Below are 17184 nucleotides of genomic sequence, written 5' to 3' on the forward strand. Positions count from 1 at the left end.
TCAGTTGCGCACCTGGATGGTGGTCTTGGCGGCGGTGTCAGCCGTCTTGACCTTCACGATGCGGCTGCGGTTGCCGGTGGGCAGCTCGAGCTTGCGAGCAACCGGGCCGGCACTGGCCTTGCCCACGATCCGCTTGAAGTCACCCTTGACAGCCAGGCAGGCACGCTCGCCCGGGGCCAGGCCGCTGACCTTGAAGCGCACCTTGTCGCCGGCCTCGCCACTCGTGCGACGGCTCGAGACGCTCAGCGCGTCCACGGCGGCGGGTGCCCACTGGAGCACGGCCATCGCCTGGGCGGTGGCACGGCGCCACTGGTAGGCGGTCTTGTCGGTGATGCCGTCGTTGCGGGCATCGCGGACGTCCTTGGGCTGGTAGGCGATGGCTCCGGTGTCCTTGGTCAGCGCGCTGCGGCACTTGTTCTTCTCGATCGGCTGCTGCTTGCGGACCCACACGGCCGCCCTGGTGGCCGCCTCGCGGTTCTTGAGGAGGCCGAGCGCCCAGCCGGCCAGGCCGGTGCTGTTGGTGTTGACACCCAGGTCACCGCCGCCGAACGCGCCGTTCGCCTTCTGCTGGGCGGCCAGCCAGGTGCCCGCCTTCGCGACGGCAGCGACGACGGTCTTGTCGCGACTGCCCGACTCCAGGAGGTTGACGACGGCCAGTGCCGTGGAGTCGAGGCTTGCCGCGGAGTCCGCCTGGCCCTCGATGCAGCCCTGGGCAGGGGCGGCCTTGTCCTTGGTGAAGGACTCGCGGAAGAATCCGGAGGCGCACTGCTGGGCCAGCAGGAACGCGGTGGCGTCGGCGGCCCGCTTGGACTTGGCCTCGATCAGTGCCCGGGCGGCGTAGCCCTGGCCGATCACGTTGGCGAAGTCACCGAAGGACGACTTGTCCTCGATGCGACCGGTGATCGGGGCGGTCGCACTGACGCGCTCCTCGAGCCGGGTGACCAGGTTGACCCCGCCGTACGACGTGGTGTTGGCGCCGGCGACGCGCGCGAACGTGGCCGCCTTGGCGGTGGCTCCGGCGTAGGTGCTGCCGGCGTCGCCGAAGGCGTCGCCCGCGATGTACTCGTTGATCTTGGGCTGCAGTGCGGTGTTGACCGTGGTGACACCGGACTTGTCGCCGGCCTGGTCGAGGGCGAGACCGGTGTCGATGCTCAGGCCGTAGTCGGTGAACCCGTCAGAGACCATGAGGCCGCTCGTGAGCTCACGCTTGAGCCACGTGCCGGCCAGGGTGATGGCGCCGTCGTCGGTCTTGGCAGGGGCAGGTGCGGGGGCCGCCATGGTGGGCTGCCCCATGACGGTCACCGCCAGGGTGGATGCGGCCAGCAGTGCGCCAGCGGTGCGCAGGGAGTGAGACATGATTTCCTTCCCGCTGTGCGGGAAGCGCCTGACGGCGGCGACCCGCTGGTTCCTCGCAGCGTGGGTTCATGCGCTCGCAACGGGCGGTCCGGCTCGCGCTCCGACCTGGATCGGAACGCCTACGGTTGCGGGTCAGCGCCGGGCTTGGACCGGCTTCCCCGCTGCGGGCGGTTGATGGTGTTGTCGAGCGCAGCGTACAAGACGCCGTCAGGTCAGCTTCTCCAAGATGAGCTCGCGCACCCGACCGGCATCGGCCTGGCCGCGCATCTCCTTCATCACCGCTCCGATGAGCGCGCCGGCGGCGGCGACCTTGCCGTCGCGGATCTTGTCCGCGACGTCCGGGTTGGCGGCGATCGCGTTGTCGATCGCAGCGCCCAGGGCGCCGTCGTCCGACACGATCGCCAGCCCGCGCTGGGCCACGATCTCCTCGGGCGTGCCCTCGGCGGCGTACAAGCCCTCGAAGACCTGGCGCGCCAGCTTGTCGTTGAGCGAACCGGCATCGATCAGCTTCTGTACGGCGACGACGTCGGCCGGCGAGACGCCGAGCCCGGCGATGTCGGTGCCGGTGTCGTTGGCGCGACGGGCGAGCTCGGAGAGCCACCACTTGCGCGCGACCTGCGGGGTCGCACCGGCGGCGATGGTCTCCTCCACGAGGCCGAACGCGCCGGCTCCGATGGTGTCGCGCATCTCGAGGTCGGAGAAGCCCCACTCGCCCTGCAGGCGCTGGCGCTTGACGGTCGGGTTCTCCGGCAGCGTGCCGCGGAGCTCCTCGACCCACTCGCGGCTCGGCGCGACCGGGACGAGGTCGGGCTCGGGGAAGTAGCGGTAGTCCTCGGCGTCGGACTTCTCGCGGCCGCTGGTGGTGACGCCGGTGTCCTCGTGCCAGTGGCGGGTCTCCTGGAGGATCGAGCCCCCGGAGTCGAGGATCGCGGCGTGCCGCTGCATCTCGTAGCGCACGGCGCGCTCGACCGAACGGAGCGAGTTGACGTTCTTGGTCTCGGTGCGGGTGCCGAGGCCGCCGCTGCCGGCCGGGGCCAGCGAGAGGTTGACGTCGGCGCGGATCGAGCCCTGGTCCATCCGGGCGTCGGAGACACCGAGGGCGACGATCAGCTCACGGAGCTGGGCGACGTAGGCCTTCGCCACGGCCGGCGCGTTGGCGCGGGTGCCCATGATCGGGCGGGTGACGATCTCGATCAGGGGGATGCCGGCGCGGTTGTAGTCGACCAGCGAGTAGTCGGCGCCGTGGATGCGGCCGGTGGCGCCACCGACGTGCAGCGACTTGCCGGTGTCCTCCTCCATGTGGGCGCGCTCGATCTCGACCCGCACGACCTCGATGCCGCCGTCCTCGGTCGGCACGTTGACGTCCATGTAGCCGTCGAAGGCGATGGGCTCGTCGTACTGCGAGGTCTGGAAGTTCTTCGGCATGTCCGGGTAGAAGTAGTTCTTCCGGGCGAAGCGGCACCACCCGGCGATCTCGCAGTTGAGCGCGAGGCCGATGCGCATGGCCGACTCGACGGCGATCCGGTTGACGACCGGCATGGCGCCCGGCAGGCCCAGGCAGGTCGGGCAGACCTGGGTGTTGGGCTCGGCGCCGAACTCGGTCGGGCAGCCGCAGAACATCTTCGAGTTGGTGTTCAGCTCGACGTGGACCTCGAGGCCCATCGCCGGGTCGAACTTCGCCAGCGACTCCTCGAAGGTGAGCAAGGTGTCGGTCATCGGGTCTCCTCGGCGATCTCGGGAAGGGCGGGAGCCTTGTCGAGCAGCGGAGCGCCCCACTCCTGCGCGAGCAGGGTCTCGAGCGCGGCACCGACGCGGTAGAGGCGCTCGTCCTCGAGCGCGGGGGCGAGGATCTGGAAGCCGGCAGGCAGCCCGTCCTCGTCGGCGAGGCCGCTCGGGACCGAGATGCCGGGGACGCCGGCCAGGTTGGCGGGGATCGTCGCGAGGTCGTTGAGGTACATCGCGATCGGGTCGTCGAGCTTCTCCCCCAGCTTGAAGGCCGTGGTCGGAGCGGTCGGCGAGACCAGCACGTCGACCTGCTCGAAGGCCGCCTCGAAGTCGCGACTGATCAGCGTGCGCACCTTCTGGGCCTGGCCGTAGTAGGCGTCGTAGTAGCCGCTGGACAGGGCGTAGGTGCCGAGGATGATGCGGCGCTTCACCTCGTCGCCGAAGCCGGCGTCGCGGCTGGCGCGCATGACGTCCTCGGCGCTCGGGTCGCCGTCGGGCACGACGCGCAGGCCGTAGCGCATGGCGTCGAACTTGGCGAGGTTGGAGGACGCCTCCGCCGGCAGGATGAGGTAGTAGGCCGCCATCGCGTGCACGAAGCTCGGGCAGGAGACCTTGACGACCTCGGCGCCGGCCTTGACCAGCAGGTCGATCGACTCCTGGAAGCGGGCCATCACGCCGTCCTGCCAGCCGTCCCCGGCCAGCTCGGTGATGACGCCGATCTTGACGCCGGTCATGTCACCGGTCGCACCGGTCGTGGCCGCGTCGGTGAACGAGGGCCACGCCTGGTCGATGGAGGTCGAGTCGCGCGGGTCGTGCCCGCCGATGATGTCGTGCAGCAGCGCCGAGTCGAGGACGGTCCGGGCGACCGGGCCCGCCTGGTCGAGGCTGTTGGCGAGGGCAACGAGACCGTAGCGGGACACTCCGCCGTACGTCGGCTTCACGCCGACCGTGCCGGTGACCGCGCCGGGCTGGCGGATCGAGCCGCCGGTGTCGGTGCCGATGGCGAGCGGCGCCTCGAAGGCAGCCACGGCCGCGGCCGAGCCACCGCCGGAGCCGCCGGGGATCCGGTCGAGGTCCCACGGGTTGCGGGTGGGGCCGTAGGCCGAGTGCTCGGTGGAGGAGCCCATGGCGAACTCGTCCATGTTGGTCTTGCCAAGGATCGGGAGACCGGCGGCCTTGAGCTTCGCCACGACGGTCGCGTCGTACGGCGGGATCCAGCCCTCGAGGATCTTCGACCCGCACGTCGTGGGCAGGCCCTCGGTGGCGAGCACGTCCTTGACCGCGATCGGCACGCCGTCGAGCGGGCTCAGCGTCTCACCGGCCGCGCGGCGGGCGTCGGAGGCGGCAGCCTGGTCGAGCGCGCCCTCGCGGTCGATGTGCAAGAAGGCGTGGACAGCGCCGTCGACCGCGGCGATGCGGTCGAGGTGGAGCTCGGTGAGCTCGACGCTGGTGGTGGTGCCGTCGGCGAGCGCCTGCGCCATCTCGGCGGCGGTGTTTCGGATCGTGATCGCGTTGCTCACTGCTCGTCCCCCAGGATCCGCGGGACGGAGAACCGCTGCTGGTCGACAGCGGGCGCCATGGCGAGCGCCTGCTCGGCGGTCAGGCCGGGCGTCACGACGTCGTCGCGGAAGACGTTGGTCAGCGGCAGCGCGTGCGACGTCGGCGGGACGTCGTCACCGGCCACGCCGTTGATGGAGGCGACGGATTCGAGGATCACGCTCAGCTGGGGGGCGAGGTGATCGAGCTCTGCGTCGTCGAGGTCGATGCGGGCGAGGTTCGCGAGGTGCGCGACCTCGTCTCTGGTGATCTCGGGCATGGGCTGAATCCTAGGTGCGGCCAACCGATGTGCCGCACGCGGCGTCTGTTGGGGTGACAATCCATTCGAGGAGGACTGATGGCTCGACCACCCTCTGGCGCGCGACACGACGGTGACTTCACCGAGTTCGTGCAGGCCAGCTGGCCGGGGCTCTACCGCACGGCCTACCTGCTGCTCGGCGATCGCGGCCTGGCCGAGGACCTGGCGCAGACCGCCCTGGCCAAGACGTACGCCGCCTGGTCGCGCATCGACGACCGCGCCGCCGCTCCGGCCTACGCCCGCCGAACCCTGGTCAACACGGCCTCGTCGTGGTTCCGCAAGAAGGGCTGGCGCAACGAGCTGCCGACCTCGTCGATGCCCGAATCGGCGTACGCCGTGGACCCCAGCACCCGGCCCGCGGTCATCGACGCCCTGGGCCAGCTGCCGCCGCGACAACGCGCGGTCGTGGTCCTCCGCTACTACGAGGACCTCTCCGTCGTCGAGACCGCCGACGCCCTCGGCTGCTCGACCGGGACGGTCAAGAGCCAGACCTACGAGGCCTTCGCCAAGCTGCGCGTGCTGCTCGGCGATGCCGTGATTCCCGAGACCCTGGGAGCCCACCATGACTGAACGACTCACCGCCCTGCTCCGCGACGAGGCGGCCGCGCTCGACGTGCCGTCGGTCGACCACGCGACCATCCTCGGCCGGGGTCGACAAGCCCGCACCCGCCGCCGCGCGACGGTGTTCCTCGCCGCCGCAGCGGTCGTGGCCGTCATCGGCACCGGCACCGCGCTGGCGCTCGGCGGCTCCGATGGTCCCGGGGACGACAAGGCCACCGACTCGATCGCTTCGACGGAGTCGGCACGCGACGTCGTGGCGTACGGCGCCGGCTCGACCGTCGTCGTCGACGGCGTGAGCGCCACCATCCCGGACACCCTGCACTCGCTGCACTACACGTCGGTCGGCGTGCTGACCCGCAGCAATCCCAACGACGGTGCCTCCGACGGCTCGGGTCCCGAGAGCCTGACCCTGGTCGCCGCCGACGGCACCACGACCGACCTCGGCACGATCCCGGAGGGGGTCGGTCCGGCCACGGATCCCGACGAGCCGGTCTACGCACTGGCCGAGAAGTCGGGCGACGGCTTCCGGGTCGTGGTCCGCGATGCCACCACCGGTGACGAGGTGGGCTCGGTCCCGCTGCCCGACCTGCCGATGAGCTACTGGCCGGTGCCACCGCTCGCCCTCGACGGCGACGTCGTCTACGCCGGGTTCGAGGAGGAGGCCTACGCCGTCAACTGGCGCACGGGTGAGAAGCAGCCCGCGGACGGACTCGGCGGTGGGATGCCGCAGGTCAGCGGCGGCTTCGCGGTCGACTCCGGCGAGAAGCTCGTCGACGGCCGCCCCGAGCTGGTCGTGTCGGTCGTCGATGCAGCCACGGGCGCCAGCGCCCTCGTCGTCCCACTGGAGGAGGGTGAGTACGGCTTCGGCACCCTCTCCCCCGACGGGAAGTACCTGCGCTTCACCCGGGACGGGATCAACGCCGACGGCGTCGACATCTACGACGTCGCCACGCAGCAGCGCGTGACCCTCGCGGGCGATCCGTACGCCTGGGGCTGGACGTCCGACGGCAGGCCCTACCGGGTGTCGGGCACGGAGGTCGAGGTGTGCGACCCGGTGACGGCTGCCTGCACGACCGAGGCTGGACCTGGTGTGGGGCAGAACCTGAGGCTCGGCGGGAACGCCTACGACAGCTGAGCTCGGCCGCGACGGCGGTGGCGACCCCTCGGGTCCGCCACCGCCCTCGCTCGTCGGGACACAATGCGTGTCATGACCTTCGCCAGCGCACGCGAGCTCGACGCCGACGACCTCGACCTCGTGGCCCTGGCCACCCGCACGATCGACGCGAACACGGATGCGGCGCCACCCGAGGACGACGGCATCCACACCGTCGGCGCCGCGGTGCGGGCTGGCGACGGGCGGATGTTCGCGGGCGTCAACGTCTACCACTTCACCGGCGGGCCCTGCGCCGAGCTGGTGGCGCTGGGGGCCGCGCGAGCCAACGGGGCGCGCGAGATCGTGACCATCGTCGCGGTGGGCGACGGCGGCCGGGGCATCCTGGCGCCGTGTGGTCGCGACCGCCAGGTCCTCGTCGACTACCACCCGGCCTGCCGCGTGCTCGTCCTGACCGCGGACGGCCCGCGCAGCGTGCTCGTCACCGACCTGCTCCCCGGCGCCTACGTGCGCAACGGGAGCGCGGGCTCCCCGACGGCCTAGCGCCGGTCCTCAACAGCTCTTGCGGCGCTCGATCAGCTTGCACGTGTCCTTGCCGCCCTTGCCGAACCCGAGGTCGAAGCCCCTGCCGCCGATCAGCAGGTCCTTCTCGTCGGATCCGGTGAGTACGTCGGAGCCACCGCGCGCCTTGATGATCGCGCGGAAGTCGGGGTGGGCGTCGATGACCTCGCCCTTCTTCGTGCCCTTGTAGATCGTCTTGGCGTTGCCCGGCAGCGAGACCTCGGTGAAGCTCTGGATCTTGCCGACGACGGTGAAGGACTGCAGCTTGGTGATCGTGGTCCGGCCCTTGCGCTGGTCGATGCGCACGGTCGGGAAGAGGGCCGGGTTGGCGTAGGCGACGAGGCGCAGCTTGTCCTGCCCGCTGTTGCCGACGACGTCGAAGCCGGCCTCCCCCGGCACCGGCACGGTCACGGTGTCCCCGCCGGAGCCGCCCTTGATGAAGGTCTTGTTGAGCGAGGTGTTGGTGATGACGTCGCTGCCCTGCCCGCCGATCAGGGTGTCGTAGCCGGCCACGCTGGTGATCTTGTCGGCGCCGGAGCCGCCGTCGACGATGTCGTTGCCAGCGCTGTCGTCGCCGTCGGGGGTGATGACGTCGTCGCCGTCCTGGCCGAAGATCTGGTCGTCACCGGCCATGCCGTGGAGCCGGTCGGACTTGTAGGTCCCGCGGATGACGTCGTTGAAGGGTGTCCCGACGAAGCCGATCGGCGAACCGGCCGCGATCACGATCGTGTCGGCGCCGTCGGCGCCCACCGTGGCCGGAACGGCGCGCAGGTCGACCACCGCAGCGGTGGGAGCGCCGGCGTAGCTGATGGTGTCGGGCTTGACGTCGATGCCGGGCGAGACCGCGCGGGCGTCGTAGCCGGGGTCGACGTAGTCGTTGCCGGCACCCGGGACGATCGTGTCGCCGGCGCGGTGGAAGCGACCGAACTTGTCGGCGGCATAGCCGTCGAGCTCACCGAAGATGCGGTCGTCGTCGGGGCCGCCCGAGATCCGGTCGGCCCCGCCACCGCCGCAGATGAGGTCGTTGCCCGCGAGCCCGGAGATCGTGTCGTTGCCGTCGCCGGCCCAGATGACGTCACGCTTCGCCGTACCGGTCAGCTTGTTGGCCTTGGCGTTGCCGACGATCGATGCCTTCTCCCCCGCACACGTCGGAGCAGCCGCGTGGGCGGGTGCTCCCAGCGCGACGACGGGCAGGCCCAGGACCACAGCAGCGGTGATGGTGGGGAGCAGACGCATTTCAAACCTCCGAGAAGACGACCTCTGTGGTTCCTAACCACAGGTGGGACGTCGCAAACCTGGTCGGAGTTGTCCTACGCCTCACTGGCGACGGCCGGGCCGTCGGCCAGCAGGGCGTCGAAGCCTGCTTCGTCGAGGATGGGCACGCCGAGCTGCTCGGCCTTCTCCGCCTTGGACCCGGCGTTGTCGCCGACCACGACGTAGTCGGTCTTCTTCGACACCGAGCCCGAGGCCTTGCCACCGCGCACGATGATCGCCTCCTTGACCGAGTCACGGGTGTAGCCCTCGAGCGAGCCGGTGACCACGATCGTGAGCCCTTCGAGGGTGCGGCTGACCGAGGCGTCGCGCTCGTCCTGCATGGTCACCCCGGCCTCGCGCCACTTGCGCACGATCTCCTTGTGCCAGTCGGCCTCGGGCCCGTCGAACCACTCGCGCACCGACGCCGCGATCGTCGGCCCCACTCCGTCGGTGTTGGCCAGCGTCGCCTCGTCGGCCTCCTCGATCGCCTGCATGGAGCCGAACTGGGTCGCCAGTGCCCGCGCGGCGGTCGGTCCGACGTGGCGGATCGACAACGCGACGACGACCCGCCACAGCGGCACGGCCTTCGCCTTGTCGAGGTTGTCGAGCAGGCGTTGACCGTTGGCGGACAGCTCCCTGGATCCCGGTTCCTGAGGAGACGCGCCAGCGCCGTCTCGAAGGGCTCCCTTCTTCGCCGCGCGCGTGAACAGGTCGGTGGTCAGCAGCTGGTCAGCGGTGAGGCCGAAGATGTCACCCTCGTTGGCGATCACCTCGGCATCGATCAGCGCGACGGCGGCCTCATAGCCCAGGCCCTCGATGTCGAAGGCACCACGACCGGCCACGAAGAAGGTGCGCTCGCGCACCTGGGCTGGACACTTCGCGTAGTTGGGGCAGCGCATGTCCTTGTCGCCGTCCTTCTGCTGGACCAGCGGGGTCTCGCACGCCGGGCAGGTCGTCGGCGCGACCCACGGCTCCAGACCCTCGGGGCGCAGCGCGAGCACCGGGCCGACGATCTCGGGGATCACGTCACCGGCCTTGCGCAGCACCACGGTGTCCCCCGGGCTCCCGGGCCGGACGTCCTTGCGCTGCACCTCGTGGAAGTTGTGCAGCGTGGCGTTCTCGACGGTGGAGCCCGCGACCCTCGTCGGCTCCATGACGCCGTACGGCGTGACGCGACCGGTGCGCCCGACGTTGACGCGGATCTCGAGGAGCCGCGCGTTGACCTCCTCGGGCGGGTACTTGAACGCGATCGCCCAGCGCGGTGCACGGCTCGTCGAGCCGAGCCGTCGCTGCAGCGAGACGTCGTCGACCTTCACCACGACGCCGTCGATCTCGTAGCCGACGATCGTGTGGCGGTGCTCCCCCACGTGCTCGATGTAGGCCTCGACGTCGGCCAGGCCTGAGACGACCTTGACCTGGTCGGAGGTCGGCAGGCCCCAGGCCCGCATGGCGGCGTAGGACGCGGACTGCGCCGTGGGCTCGAAGCCCTGCCGGGCGCCGAGCCCGTGGCAGACCATGCCGAGGGCACGGGTCGCGGTGACCTTGGGGTCCTTCTGGCGCAGCGAGCCGGCCGCGGCGTTGCGGGGGTTGGCGAACAGTGGCTTGCCGGCGTCGGCCATCGAGGCGTTGAGCCGCTCGAAGGCGGCGGCCGGGAGGAACACCTCGCCGCGCACCTCGACGAGCTCCGGGACCGGGAACTCGTCGGTGCCGCTCAGGCGGTGCGGGACCGAGTCGATGGTCTTGACGTTGGGCGTGACGTCCTCGCCGGTGCGGCCGTCGCCGCGGGTCAGGGCGCGGACCAGGCGGCCCTGCTCGTAGAGGAGGTTGATCGCCAGGCCGTCGACCTTGAGCTCGCAGAGCAGGTCGGCGGACGCCACACCGTCGCGGGCGAGCCGGGCGTGCCACGACGCCAGCTCCTCGAAGGAGAAGGCGTTGTCGAGGCTCTCCATCCGCTGGAGGTGGTCGACGGCGGTGAACTCGGTCGACACCGCACCGCCCACCGTCTGGGTCGGCGAGTCAGGGGTCCGCAGCTCCGGGTGGGCCTCCTCGAGCGCTTCCAGCTCGCGCATCGACACGTCGAACTCGGCGTCGGACAGCGTCGGGTCGTCGAGGACGTAGTAGCGCCAGCGGGCGTCCTCCACCTGCTCGCTCAGCTCCTGGTGACGCTCACGGGCCTCGGGCGCCGCGGGCTCGACGGCTGGGCTCTCCGACTCATTCATGGGGCTAGTTTGCCCGTCCGCACCGACACCCGGCTGCAGGGCCGACGCGTGCAGGCACGCCCACTCGTCCCGAACCTGGGGAAGTTTGCCGCGCGTTCGATGAAACGAAGTTGTTCCATCGGAATATTTCCCCTACTTTCCTGCTTGGGAACGAAACCGTTTCGTTTCATCACGACAGGAGCACCACCATGACGTCCCCGGAACCGCAGGCGACGCGCCCGCGCATCGAGGGCGACCGTGAGCAGGAGATCCTCACCTCCACCCTCGACGTGCTCGCCGAGGTCGGCTACGACCGCCTGACCATGGACGCCGTCGCCTCGGCTGCCAAGGCCAGCAAGGCCACGCTCTACCGCCGCTGGAACGGCAAGGTGAGCCTGGTCATCGACGCCCTGCTCTCCCAGAAGCAGCCGAGCGAGGTGCCGGACACGGGCACCCTGCGCGGTGACCTGATGGCCGCCTACTGCGGCATGGGCGGCTTCGGCGACGCCCGCGCCGTCTCCACCTTCACCAGCGTGCTGACCGCGATGGTGCGCGACGAGGAGTTCGCCGAGGCCTACCGCCGCGACGTGCTCGCGCCCAAGGTGGCGGCCAGCTCCGCGATCTTCGCCCGTGCCCTCGAGCGCGGAGAGCTGGGCGCGGGCGCGGACATCTCCGTCCTCGCGCCGGCCCTGGCCGGCATCGTCATGCACCGCTTCTTCCTCCACGGCGAAGAACCCAACGAGGAGCGCATCGCGCGAATCGTCGACCAGATCATCATTCCGGCCGCAACCTGTCCGCATCTGCCGACAGCCTCAGACCAGTTCCCCACCGACCCCACTGAGAAGGAAACTTCATGACTGACACCGCAGAGGTCACCCCCGAGGTGACCCCGGAGGAGCACAAGCGCCTGCGCTGGGCGCTCGTCCTCATCTCGCTCGCCCAGCTGATGGTGGTGCTCGACAGCACCATCGCCAACATCGCCCTGCCCTTCATCGGCCAGGACCTCGACATCTCCCAGTCCAACCTGCAGTGGATCGTGACCGGCTACGCCCTCGCCTTCGGTGGCCTGCTGCTCCTCGGTGGTCGCCTCGGCGACCTCTACGGCCGCCGCCGGATCTTCATGATCGGTGTCACGATCTTCGCGATCGCCTCCCTGGCCGGTGGCCTCGCGCAGAACGAGGCCATGCTGCTGTCGTCGCGGGCCGTCCAGGGCCTCGGTGCCGCACTCGCCTCCCCCGCCGCCCTGGCGCTGATCACCACGACGTTCCCGGCCGGCAAGGAGCGCAACCGCGCCTTCGCCGTCTACGCCATGATGTCCGGCGCGGGTGCCGCGGTCGGCCTGATCCTCGGTGGCTGGCTCACCGGCATCCACGACCTCGAGCTGCTCGGCACGCCCGTCAACGGCTGGCGCCTGACCTTCTTCATCGTCGTCCCGATCGGCCTGGTCGCCGCCGCTTTCGCACCCCGCTACTTCCAGGAGTCCGAGCGTCACCCCGGCGAGCTCGACATCCCCGGCGCGATCACCGGCACCCTCGGTCTGCTGGGCCTCGTCTACGGCTTCTCCCGCGCCGGTGACGCCGCCCACGGCTGGAGCGACCCGGTGACCCTCGCGTCGCTCGCGGGTGGTGTGGCCCTGCTGGCGATCTTCGCGGTGATCGAGTCGCGCGTGGAGCACCCGCTGCTGCCCATCCGCATCTTCGCCAACCAGACGCGTGCCGCGTCGTTCGCGGCGATGATGCTGATGCCGGCCGCGATGTTCTCGATGTTCTTCTTCCTCAGCCTCTACATCCAGAACATCATGGGCTACTCCCCGCTCAAGGCCGGCGTCGCGTTCCTGCCGTTCAGCGTCGGCATCGTCATCTCGGCCACCATCGTGTCCAACCTGGTGAGCCGGATCGATCCGCGCTTCATCGCCGGCACCGGTACGGCGATGGCCGCTGCCGCACTGTTCGGGTTCTCCCGCCTCAGCGTCCCGGACGGCGCCGACAGCGTGTTGTCCGCGCTGACGAGCGGCGCATACCTCGGTGCCGACGTGAACTACTGGACGAGCATCTTCCCGTTCATCATGTTGATGTCGCTCGGCATGGGCGCGGTCTTCGTGCCGCTCACCCTGACGGCCGTGCACCACGTGCGCTCCGAGGACTCCGGCATCGGCTCCGGCGTGCTCAACACGATGCAGCAGGTCGGCGGCGCCCTCGGCCTCGCGATCATGTCCACGGTCGCGAGCAACTACGCCACCAGCCACGCCGACAAGATCGCGCCCGGCATCGCCCAGGGCCTCGGCACCAACCCCGAGCCCGGACTCCTCGAGGCCGCTCTCCAGCTGGGCTCGTTCCCGAGCGGCGCAGCCGCGGCCTTCTTCTTCGGGACGTTCCTGATGCTGGCCGGCTCGGCCATCGTGTGGCTGTTCCTCGACGTGAAGCACGAGGAGCTCGCCACCGACGGTCCCGCGAGCGTCCCGGGTCACTGAGCAACCCCATGAAGCGTCCACGCCGACCCGCCCGAGCCGCTCGGGTGGGTCGGCGTGTCCAATCCGGAGGGGCGGGCGGCTCCGAAGGGATCCACGTGAGCGAACCCACCCTGACGACCTACGCCGCCGGCGGGCCTGCCGAGGCCGTCGTGCTGATGCTCCACGGCGGCAAGCCCCGCTCGCGGCAGCCCGTCGACCGCCGCAGCGCGTCGTGGCGTCGCTCGGAGTGGATGGCGCGGTCGATCGCCGCCAAGGCACACGCCGCCGAGGCGCACGTGTGGTTGCTGCGCTACCGCGAGCGCGGCTGGAACGGCGGCCGGGACCGGATCGAGGACGCCCGCTGGTCACTGGATGCGGTGCGTACGGCGCACGGCGACGTACCCGTCGTGCTGCTGGGCCACTCCATGGGCGCTCGGGTGGCGGTCCATGTCGCCGACGACCCGTCCGTGGTCGGCGTCGTCGGGCTGGCGCCGTGGTGGGCGGCCGAGGACCCCGTCTCCACGCTGTCCGGCCGGGCCCTGGTCGCAGCCCACGGTCGCCGGGACCGCATCACCTCGTTCGCCGAGACCACCCGCTACGTCGAGCGCGCCAAGGGCATCGCCACCGCCGTCGAGCTCGTCGACATGGGCGCGCTGGGCCACTACATGCTGACCGGGGTCGAGGCCTGGAACACCGTCGCCTCGACCTCCGCCCTGCAGCTGCTACGGCTGCACCAGGACGCTCGCGACTCGTAGGCCGCGCGCTCAGAGGTGACCGGCGACGTCCCGGCTCAGGGACAGCGCCCGGCGGCTCCAGTCGGGCGACGCCCCGGCGAGGCCGCACGACGGCGTGATCACCAGTCGATCCGACACCTCGGCAGGGTCGAGGCCGAGCATGTCGAGCCAGCGCAGGACCTGCTCGGTCAGCACCGCATCGGTGGGAGCGGTGGTCGGATCGGTCGAGGGCACGACCCCGAGGGCGACGACGAGCCCGTCGTCGAGCGCCTGCGCCATCGCGTCGAGGTCCTTCGGGGTCAACATGGCGTGGTCCACGGACAGTCCGCGCGCACCGGCGTCGGCGACCAGGCCCCAGGGCACCCCGGGGGCGCACGAGTGCACCCACGGCTCCGCGCCCGCGTCCGCGATCGCACCCAGGACGATCCCCAGCGCAGCCGAGGCCTCGGGCGGGTGCACCGTGCGGTGGCGCCCGAAGCCGGAGGCGGTCGGCACCTGGGCGGCCAGGACCGCGGGCAGCATCGGCTCGTCGACCTGGACGATCAGCCGCTCCACGCCGGTCAGCCGGCGTCGCAGGTCGGCGACGTGACCACGCAGGCCCTCGGCCAGCGCCTCGGCCAGCTCACGGCGGGCGCCGTGGTCGGAGAGCACCTTGTCCCCGCGCGGCTTCTCCACCGTCGCGGCCAGGGTCCACGGTCCGGCGACCTGAGCCTTGAACGCCCCGGTGAAGCCCTGCGCCTGCTCCTCGACCTGGTCGAGGTCCTGCGCGAGCAGCGACCGGGCCCGGCGGTGGTCGATGCCGGACGCGTCGGTGAGCCGCCACCCGGCCGGCTGGAGGTCGACTCCCAGGCCGTCGACGATCGCGAGCGCGCGACCGGTCATGTTCGCGGTCACTCCCCTGCCGGGCAGCTCCGGCACGAACGCCAGGTCGGGCACCTCGCCCAACGTGAAGCGCACCGCCTCGGCGTACGCCCGGTCGTCGTCCCCGGGCAGGGAGCCGACGCCGGTCGCGAGGGTCACGCGCTGGCCTGCTCGAGCTCGGCGCTGCGGGCGGTCGCGCTGATGGTGGCCGAGCCGACGACGCGGGTGCCGTCGTAGATCACGGCTGCCTGGCCGGGGGCGATCCCCTCGGCCGGGTCGAGCAGCTCGATCTCGACACGCGGTCCGTCATGCCGATCGGCACCGATCGATGCGGATCCGGATGACGGATCCGCAGGGACCACGCGGACGTTCGCGCGGTGCTCGCGACCGTGGGCGCGCAGCTGCACGGTCACCTCGGGTCCGTCGAGCACGGACGGGACGGTGCCGCACCAGCGCGGCTTGATGCCGGCGATCCGGTCGATGCGCAGCCCTTCGCGCGGGCCCACTGAGACGGTGCCGGAGACCGGCTCGATGTCGAGGACGAAGCGCGGCTTGCCGTCGGCGGCGGGCACGCCGAGGCGCAGGCCCCGGCGCTGGCCGATGGTGAAGCCGACCGTGCCGTCGTGCTGTCCGAGCACGTCGCCGGTCGTCGAGTCGACGATGTCACCGCCGGTGTTGGGATTGCGGTCGCCGAGCTTCTCCTTGAGCCACCCGGCGTTGTCCCCGTCGGCGACGAAGCAGATGTCGTGGGAGTCGGGCTTGTCGGCGACCAGCAGCCCGCGCTCGGCCGCCTCGAGGCGTACGACCGGCTTGGTGGTGTCGCCGAGCGGGAAGAGCGAGTGCGCCAGCTGGTCCTGGGTGAGGACCCCGAGGACGTAGGACTGGTCCTTGCCCATGTCGACCGCGCGATGCATCTCGATCAGGCCGTCGGCGCCGGTGCGGAGCTGGGCGTAGTGGCCGGTCGCGACCGCGTCGAAGCCGAGCGCGAGGCCGCGGTCGAGGACGGCCGCGAACTTGATCTTCTCGTTGCAGCGCAGGCACGGGTTGGGGGTGCGGCCGGCTGCGTACTCGTCCATGAAGTCCTCGACCACGTCCTCGTGGAAGCGGTCGGAGAGGTCCCAGACGTAGAAGGGGATGCCGATGATGTCGGCCGCGCGGCGGGCGTCGTTGCTGTCCTCGATGGTGCAGCACCCGCGCGCGCCGGTGCGGTAGGACTTCGGGTTGCGCGAGAGCGCGAGGTGTATCCCGGTGACGTCGTGACCGACCTCGGCGGCGCGGGCAGCGGCGACGGCGGAGTCGACCCCGCCCGACATGGCAGCGAGGACCTTCATCAACGTGCCTTTGCCGTCCTGGCCCGCTCGACGACCGGACCGATCGCCTCGACGACCGCGTCGATGTCGGCGGCGGTGCTGGTGTGGCCGAGGGAGAACCGCAGCGAGTGGCGCGCGGCCTCCTCGTCACAACCCATCGCGAGCAGCACGTGTGACGGCTGGGGCACCCCGGCGCTGCAGGCCGAGCCGGTCGAGCACTCGATCCCGCGGGCGTCGAGCAGCATCAGGAGCGAGTCGCCCTCGCAGCCGGGGAAGCCGAGGTGGGCGTTGCCCGGGAGGCGCCGCTCGGGGTCGCCGTGCAGGTGTGCCTCGGGGACGACCTCCACCACGCGGCGTACGAGGTCGTCGCGCAGCGCACGCAGGCGGCTGGCGTGCTCGTCCTGGTTCTTGACCGACTCCTCGATGGCCGCAGCCAGGCCGGCGATCGCCGGCGGGTCGAGGGTGCCGCTGCGGATGTCGCGCTCCTGCCCGCCGCCGTGGACGAGCGCGGAGACCTGGAGGTCGCGGCGCACGATCAGGGCACCGACGCCGTAGGGGCCGCCGACCTTGTGCCCGGTCAGGCTGAGGGCGTCGACACCGGACGCGGCGAAGTCGACGGGTACGGCGCCGATGGCCTGAACCGCGTCGGTGTGGACCGGGATGCCGTGCTCGGCGGCCAGCGCGACGACCTCGGCGATGGGCTGCAGCGTGCCGACCTCGTTGTTGGCCCACATCACGGAGATGAGCGCGACCGAGGCGGGATCGCGCTCGACGGCCTCGCGGAGCGCGTCGAGGCGCAGGTGGGCCTGCTGGTCGACCGGCATCAGCTCGACCTGGGCACCCTCGGCCTCGCCGAGCCAGACCAGGGGGTCGAGGACGGCGTGGTGCTCGATCGCGGTGGACAGGATGCGGACGCGGCGCGGGTCCTCGGCCCGTCGGGCCCAGTAGATTCCCTTGAGCGCGAGGTTGTCGGACTCGGTGCCGCCGGCCGTGAAGACCACGTCGCCCGGACGACAGCCCAGGGCCCGGGCGATGGTCTCGCGGGCCTCCTCGACGACGCGGCGCGCGTTGCGGCCCGAGGCGTGCAGCGAGTTGGCGTTGCCCACCTCGACCAGTCGCGCGGTCAGTGCCTCGATCGCGACCGGCAGCATCGGCGTGGTCGCGGCGTGGTCGAGATAGACGGGTGCGGTGTTCATGACCGACCAAGCC

Annotated in this window: 15 protein-coding genes; 6 read left to right on the forward strand and 9 right to left on the reverse strand. The window is 71.1% G+C overall.

Annotated elements, in window-relative coordinates; all coding sequences use genetic code 11:
• The 4 genes from C9J87_RS05600 to gatC all read right to left on the reverse strand — a co-directional run bounded on the left by C9J87_RS05600 (nucleotide 1) and on the right by gatC (nucleotide 4897).
• Complete coding sequence (locus C9J87_RS05600; RefSeq protein ID WP_107704927.1) at nucleotides 1–1356, reverse strand: prenyltransferase/squalene oxidase repeat-containing protein; 1356 nt, start codon at nucleotides 1354–1356, stop codon at nucleotides 1–3.
• Nucleotides 1357–1563: 207 nt separating this feature from the next.
• Nucleotides 1564–3072 carry an Asp-tRNA(Asn)/Glu-tRNA(Gln) amidotransferase subunit GatB gene (gene gatB / locus C9J87_RS05605; protein ID WP_010833807.1) on the reverse strand — a complete coding sequence of 503 codons (1509 nt, stop codon included), beginning with the start codon at nucleotides 3070–3072 and terminating at the stop codon, nucleotides 1564–1566.
• Complete coding sequence (gatA, locus tag C9J87_RS05610) at nucleotides 3069–4601, reverse strand: Asp-tRNA(Asn)/Glu-tRNA(Gln) amidotransferase subunit GatA (protein ID WP_010833808.1); 1533 nt, start codon at nucleotides 4599–4601, stop codon at nucleotides 3069–3071. The genes gatB and gatA overlap by 4 nt, the downstream gene beginning before the upstream one ends.
• Nucleotides 4598–4897 carry an Asp-tRNA(Asn)/Glu-tRNA(Gln) amidotransferase subunit GatC gene (gene gatC / locus C9J87_RS05615; protein WP_010833809.1) on the reverse strand — a complete coding sequence of 100 codons (300 nt, stop codon included), beginning with the start codon at nucleotides 4895–4897 and terminating at the stop codon, nucleotides 4598–4600. Before gatC ends, gatA begins: the two co-directional genes overlap by 4 nt.
• Nucleotides 4898–4975: 78 nt before the next feature.
• Here gatC and C9J87_RS05620 point away from each other — a divergent pair, with 78 nt between their 5' ends.
• The 3 genes from C9J87_RS05620 to C9J87_RS05630 all read left to right on the forward strand — a co-directional run bounded on the left by C9J87_RS05620 (nucleotide 4976) and on the right by C9J87_RS05630 (nucleotide 7151).
• Nucleotides 4976–5506 (forward strand): SigE family RNA polymerase sigma factor, encoded by a 531-nt coding sequence (locus C9J87_RS05620; protein ID WP_010833810.1) that lies wholly within the window; start codon nucleotides 4976–4978, stop codon nucleotides 5504–5506.
• Nucleotides 5499–6632 carry a hypothetical protein gene (locus C9J87_RS05625; RefSeq protein ID WP_010833811.1) on the forward strand — a complete coding sequence of 378 codons (1134 nt, stop codon included), beginning with the start codon at nucleotides 5499–5501 and terminating at the stop codon, nucleotides 6630–6632. The genes C9J87_RS05620 and C9J87_RS05625 overlap by 8 nt, the downstream gene beginning before the upstream one ends.
• Nucleotides 6633–6704: 72 nt before the next feature.
• Complete coding sequence (locus tag C9J87_RS05630; RefSeq protein ID WP_010833812.1) at nucleotides 6705–7151, forward strand: cytidine deaminase family protein; 447 nt, start codon at nucleotides 6705–6707, stop codon at nucleotides 7149–7151.
• A 9-nt stretch (nucleotides 7152–7160) separates the two neighbouring features.
• On the opposite strand, the gene C9J87_RS05635 is transcribed toward C9J87_RS05630, so the two are convergent.
• Entirely contained in the window at nucleotides 7161–8405 is a 1245-nt protein-coding gene (locus C9J87_RS05635; RefSeq protein ID WP_010832128.1) for a calcium-binding protein, read from the reverse strand.
• A 74-nt stretch (nucleotides 8406–8479) separates the two neighbouring features.
• On the reverse strand, nucleotides 8480–10642 hold the full coding sequence (gene ligA, locus C9J87_RS05640; RefSeq protein ID WP_010832127.1) for an NAD-dependent DNA ligase LigA: 2163 nt from the start codon (nucleotides 10640–10642) through the stop codon (nucleotides 8480–8482).
• Between the two features lie 188 nt (nucleotides 10643–10830).
• Here ligA and C9J87_RS05645 point away from each other — a divergent pair, with 188 nt between their 5' ends.
• The 3 genes from C9J87_RS05645 (at nucleotide 10831) to C9J87_RS05655 (ending at nucleotide 13825) form a co-directional block, all read left to right on the forward strand.
• Nucleotides 10831–11478, forward strand: a complete 648-nt coding sequence (locus C9J87_RS05645) for a TetR-like C-terminal domain-containing protein (protein WP_010832126.1) — start codon at nucleotides 10831–10833, stop codon at nucleotides 11476–11478.
• Nucleotides 11475–13091, forward strand: a complete 1617-nt coding sequence (locus tag C9J87_RS05650; RefSeq protein WP_107704928.1) for an MFS transporter — start codon at nucleotides 11475–11477, stop codon at nucleotides 13089–13091. Before C9J87_RS05645 ends, C9J87_RS05650 begins: the two co-directional genes overlap by 4 nt.
• A gap of 95 nt (nucleotides 13092–13186) precedes the next feature.
• Nucleotides 13187–13825, forward strand: a complete 639-nt coding sequence (locus C9J87_RS05655; RefSeq protein ID WP_232819835.1) for an alpha/beta hydrolase — start codon at nucleotides 13187–13189, stop codon at nucleotides 13823–13825.
• A 9-nt stretch (nucleotides 13826–13834) separates the two neighbouring features.
• On the opposite strand, the gene C9J87_RS05660 is transcribed toward C9J87_RS05655, so the two are convergent.
• From C9J87_RS05660 to C9J87_RS05670, 3 genes are read right to left on the reverse strand one after another with little or no spacing between them, the layout of a single operon-like run.
• Nucleotides 13835–14824 (reverse strand): uroporphyrinogen decarboxylase/cobalamine-independent methonine synthase family protein, encoded by a 990-nt coding sequence (locus C9J87_RS05660; protein WP_107704930.1) that lies wholly within the window; start codon nucleotides 14822–14824, stop codon nucleotides 13835–13837.
• On the reverse strand, nucleotides 14821–15996 hold the full coding sequence (gene mnmA, locus C9J87_RS05665) for a tRNA 2-thiouridine(34) synthase MnmA (protein ID WP_107704931.1): 1176 nt from the start codon (nucleotides 15994–15996) through the stop codon (nucleotides 14821–14823). Before mnmA ends, C9J87_RS05660 begins: the two co-directional genes overlap by 4 nt.
• Entirely contained in the window at nucleotides 15996–17171 is a 1176-nt protein-coding gene (locus C9J87_RS05670) for a cysteine desulfurase family protein (protein WP_010832121.1), read from the reverse strand. Before C9J87_RS05670 ends, mnmA begins: the two co-directional genes overlap by 1 nt.
• Between the last annotated feature and the right edge of the window lie 13 nt (nucleotides 17172–17184).

This window comes from Nocardioides allogilvus, assembly GCF_003047285.1.
Lineage (GTDB): Bacteria > Actinomycetota > Actinomycetes > Propionibacteriales > Nocardioidaceae > Nocardioides > Nocardioides allogilvus.

Excerpts from the sequence above, each read along its gene's own strand:
- C9J87_RS05600 (WP_107704927.1), bottom strand. The coding sequence starts at position 1,356 with ATGTCTCACTCCCTGCGCACCGCTGGCGCACTGCTGGCCGCATCCACC.
- gatB (WP_010833807.1), bottom strand. The coding sequence starts at position 3,072 with ATGACCGACACCTTGCTCACCTTCGAGGAGTCGCTGGCGAAGTTCGAC.
- gatC (WP_010833809.1), bottom strand. The coding sequence starts at position 4,897 with ATGCCCGAGATCACCAGAGACGAGGTCGCGCACCTCGCGAACCTCGCC.
- C9J87_RS05620 (WP_010833810.1), top strand. The coding sequence starts at position 4,976 with ATGGCTCGACCACCCTCTGGCGCGCGACACGACGGTGACTTCACCGAG.
- C9J87_RS05625 (WP_010833811.1), top strand. The coding sequence starts at position 5,499 with ATGACTGAACGACTCACCGCCCTGCTCCGCGACGAGGCGGCCGCGCTC.
- C9J87_RS05630 (WP_010833812.1), top strand. The coding sequence starts at position 6,705 with ATGACCTTCGCCAGCGCACGCGAGCTCGACGCCGACGACCTCGACCTC.
- C9J87_RS05635 (WP_010832128.1), bottom strand. The coding sequence starts at position 8,405 with ATGCGTCTGCTCCCCACCATCACCGCTGCTGTGGTCCTGGGCCTGCCC.
- ligA (WP_010832127.1), bottom strand. The coding sequence starts at position 10,642 with ATGAATGAGTCGGAGAGCCCAGCCGTCGAGCCCGCGGCGCCCGAGGCC.
- C9J87_RS05645 (WP_010832126.1), top strand. The coding sequence starts at position 10,831 with ATGACGTCCCCGGAACCGCAGGCGACGCGCCCGCGCATCGAGGGCGAC.
- C9J87_RS05650 (WP_107704928.1), top strand. The coding sequence starts at position 11,475 with ATGACTGACACCGCAGAGGTCACCCCCGAGGTGACCCCGGAGGAGCAC.
- mnmA (WP_107704931.1), bottom strand. The coding sequence starts at position 15,996 with ATGAAGGTCCTCGCTGCCATGTCGGGCGGGGTCGACTCCGCCGTCGCC.
- C9J87_RS05670 (WP_010832121.1), bottom strand. The coding sequence starts at position 17,171 with ATGAACACCGCACCCGTCTATCTCGACCACGCCGCGACCACGCCGATG.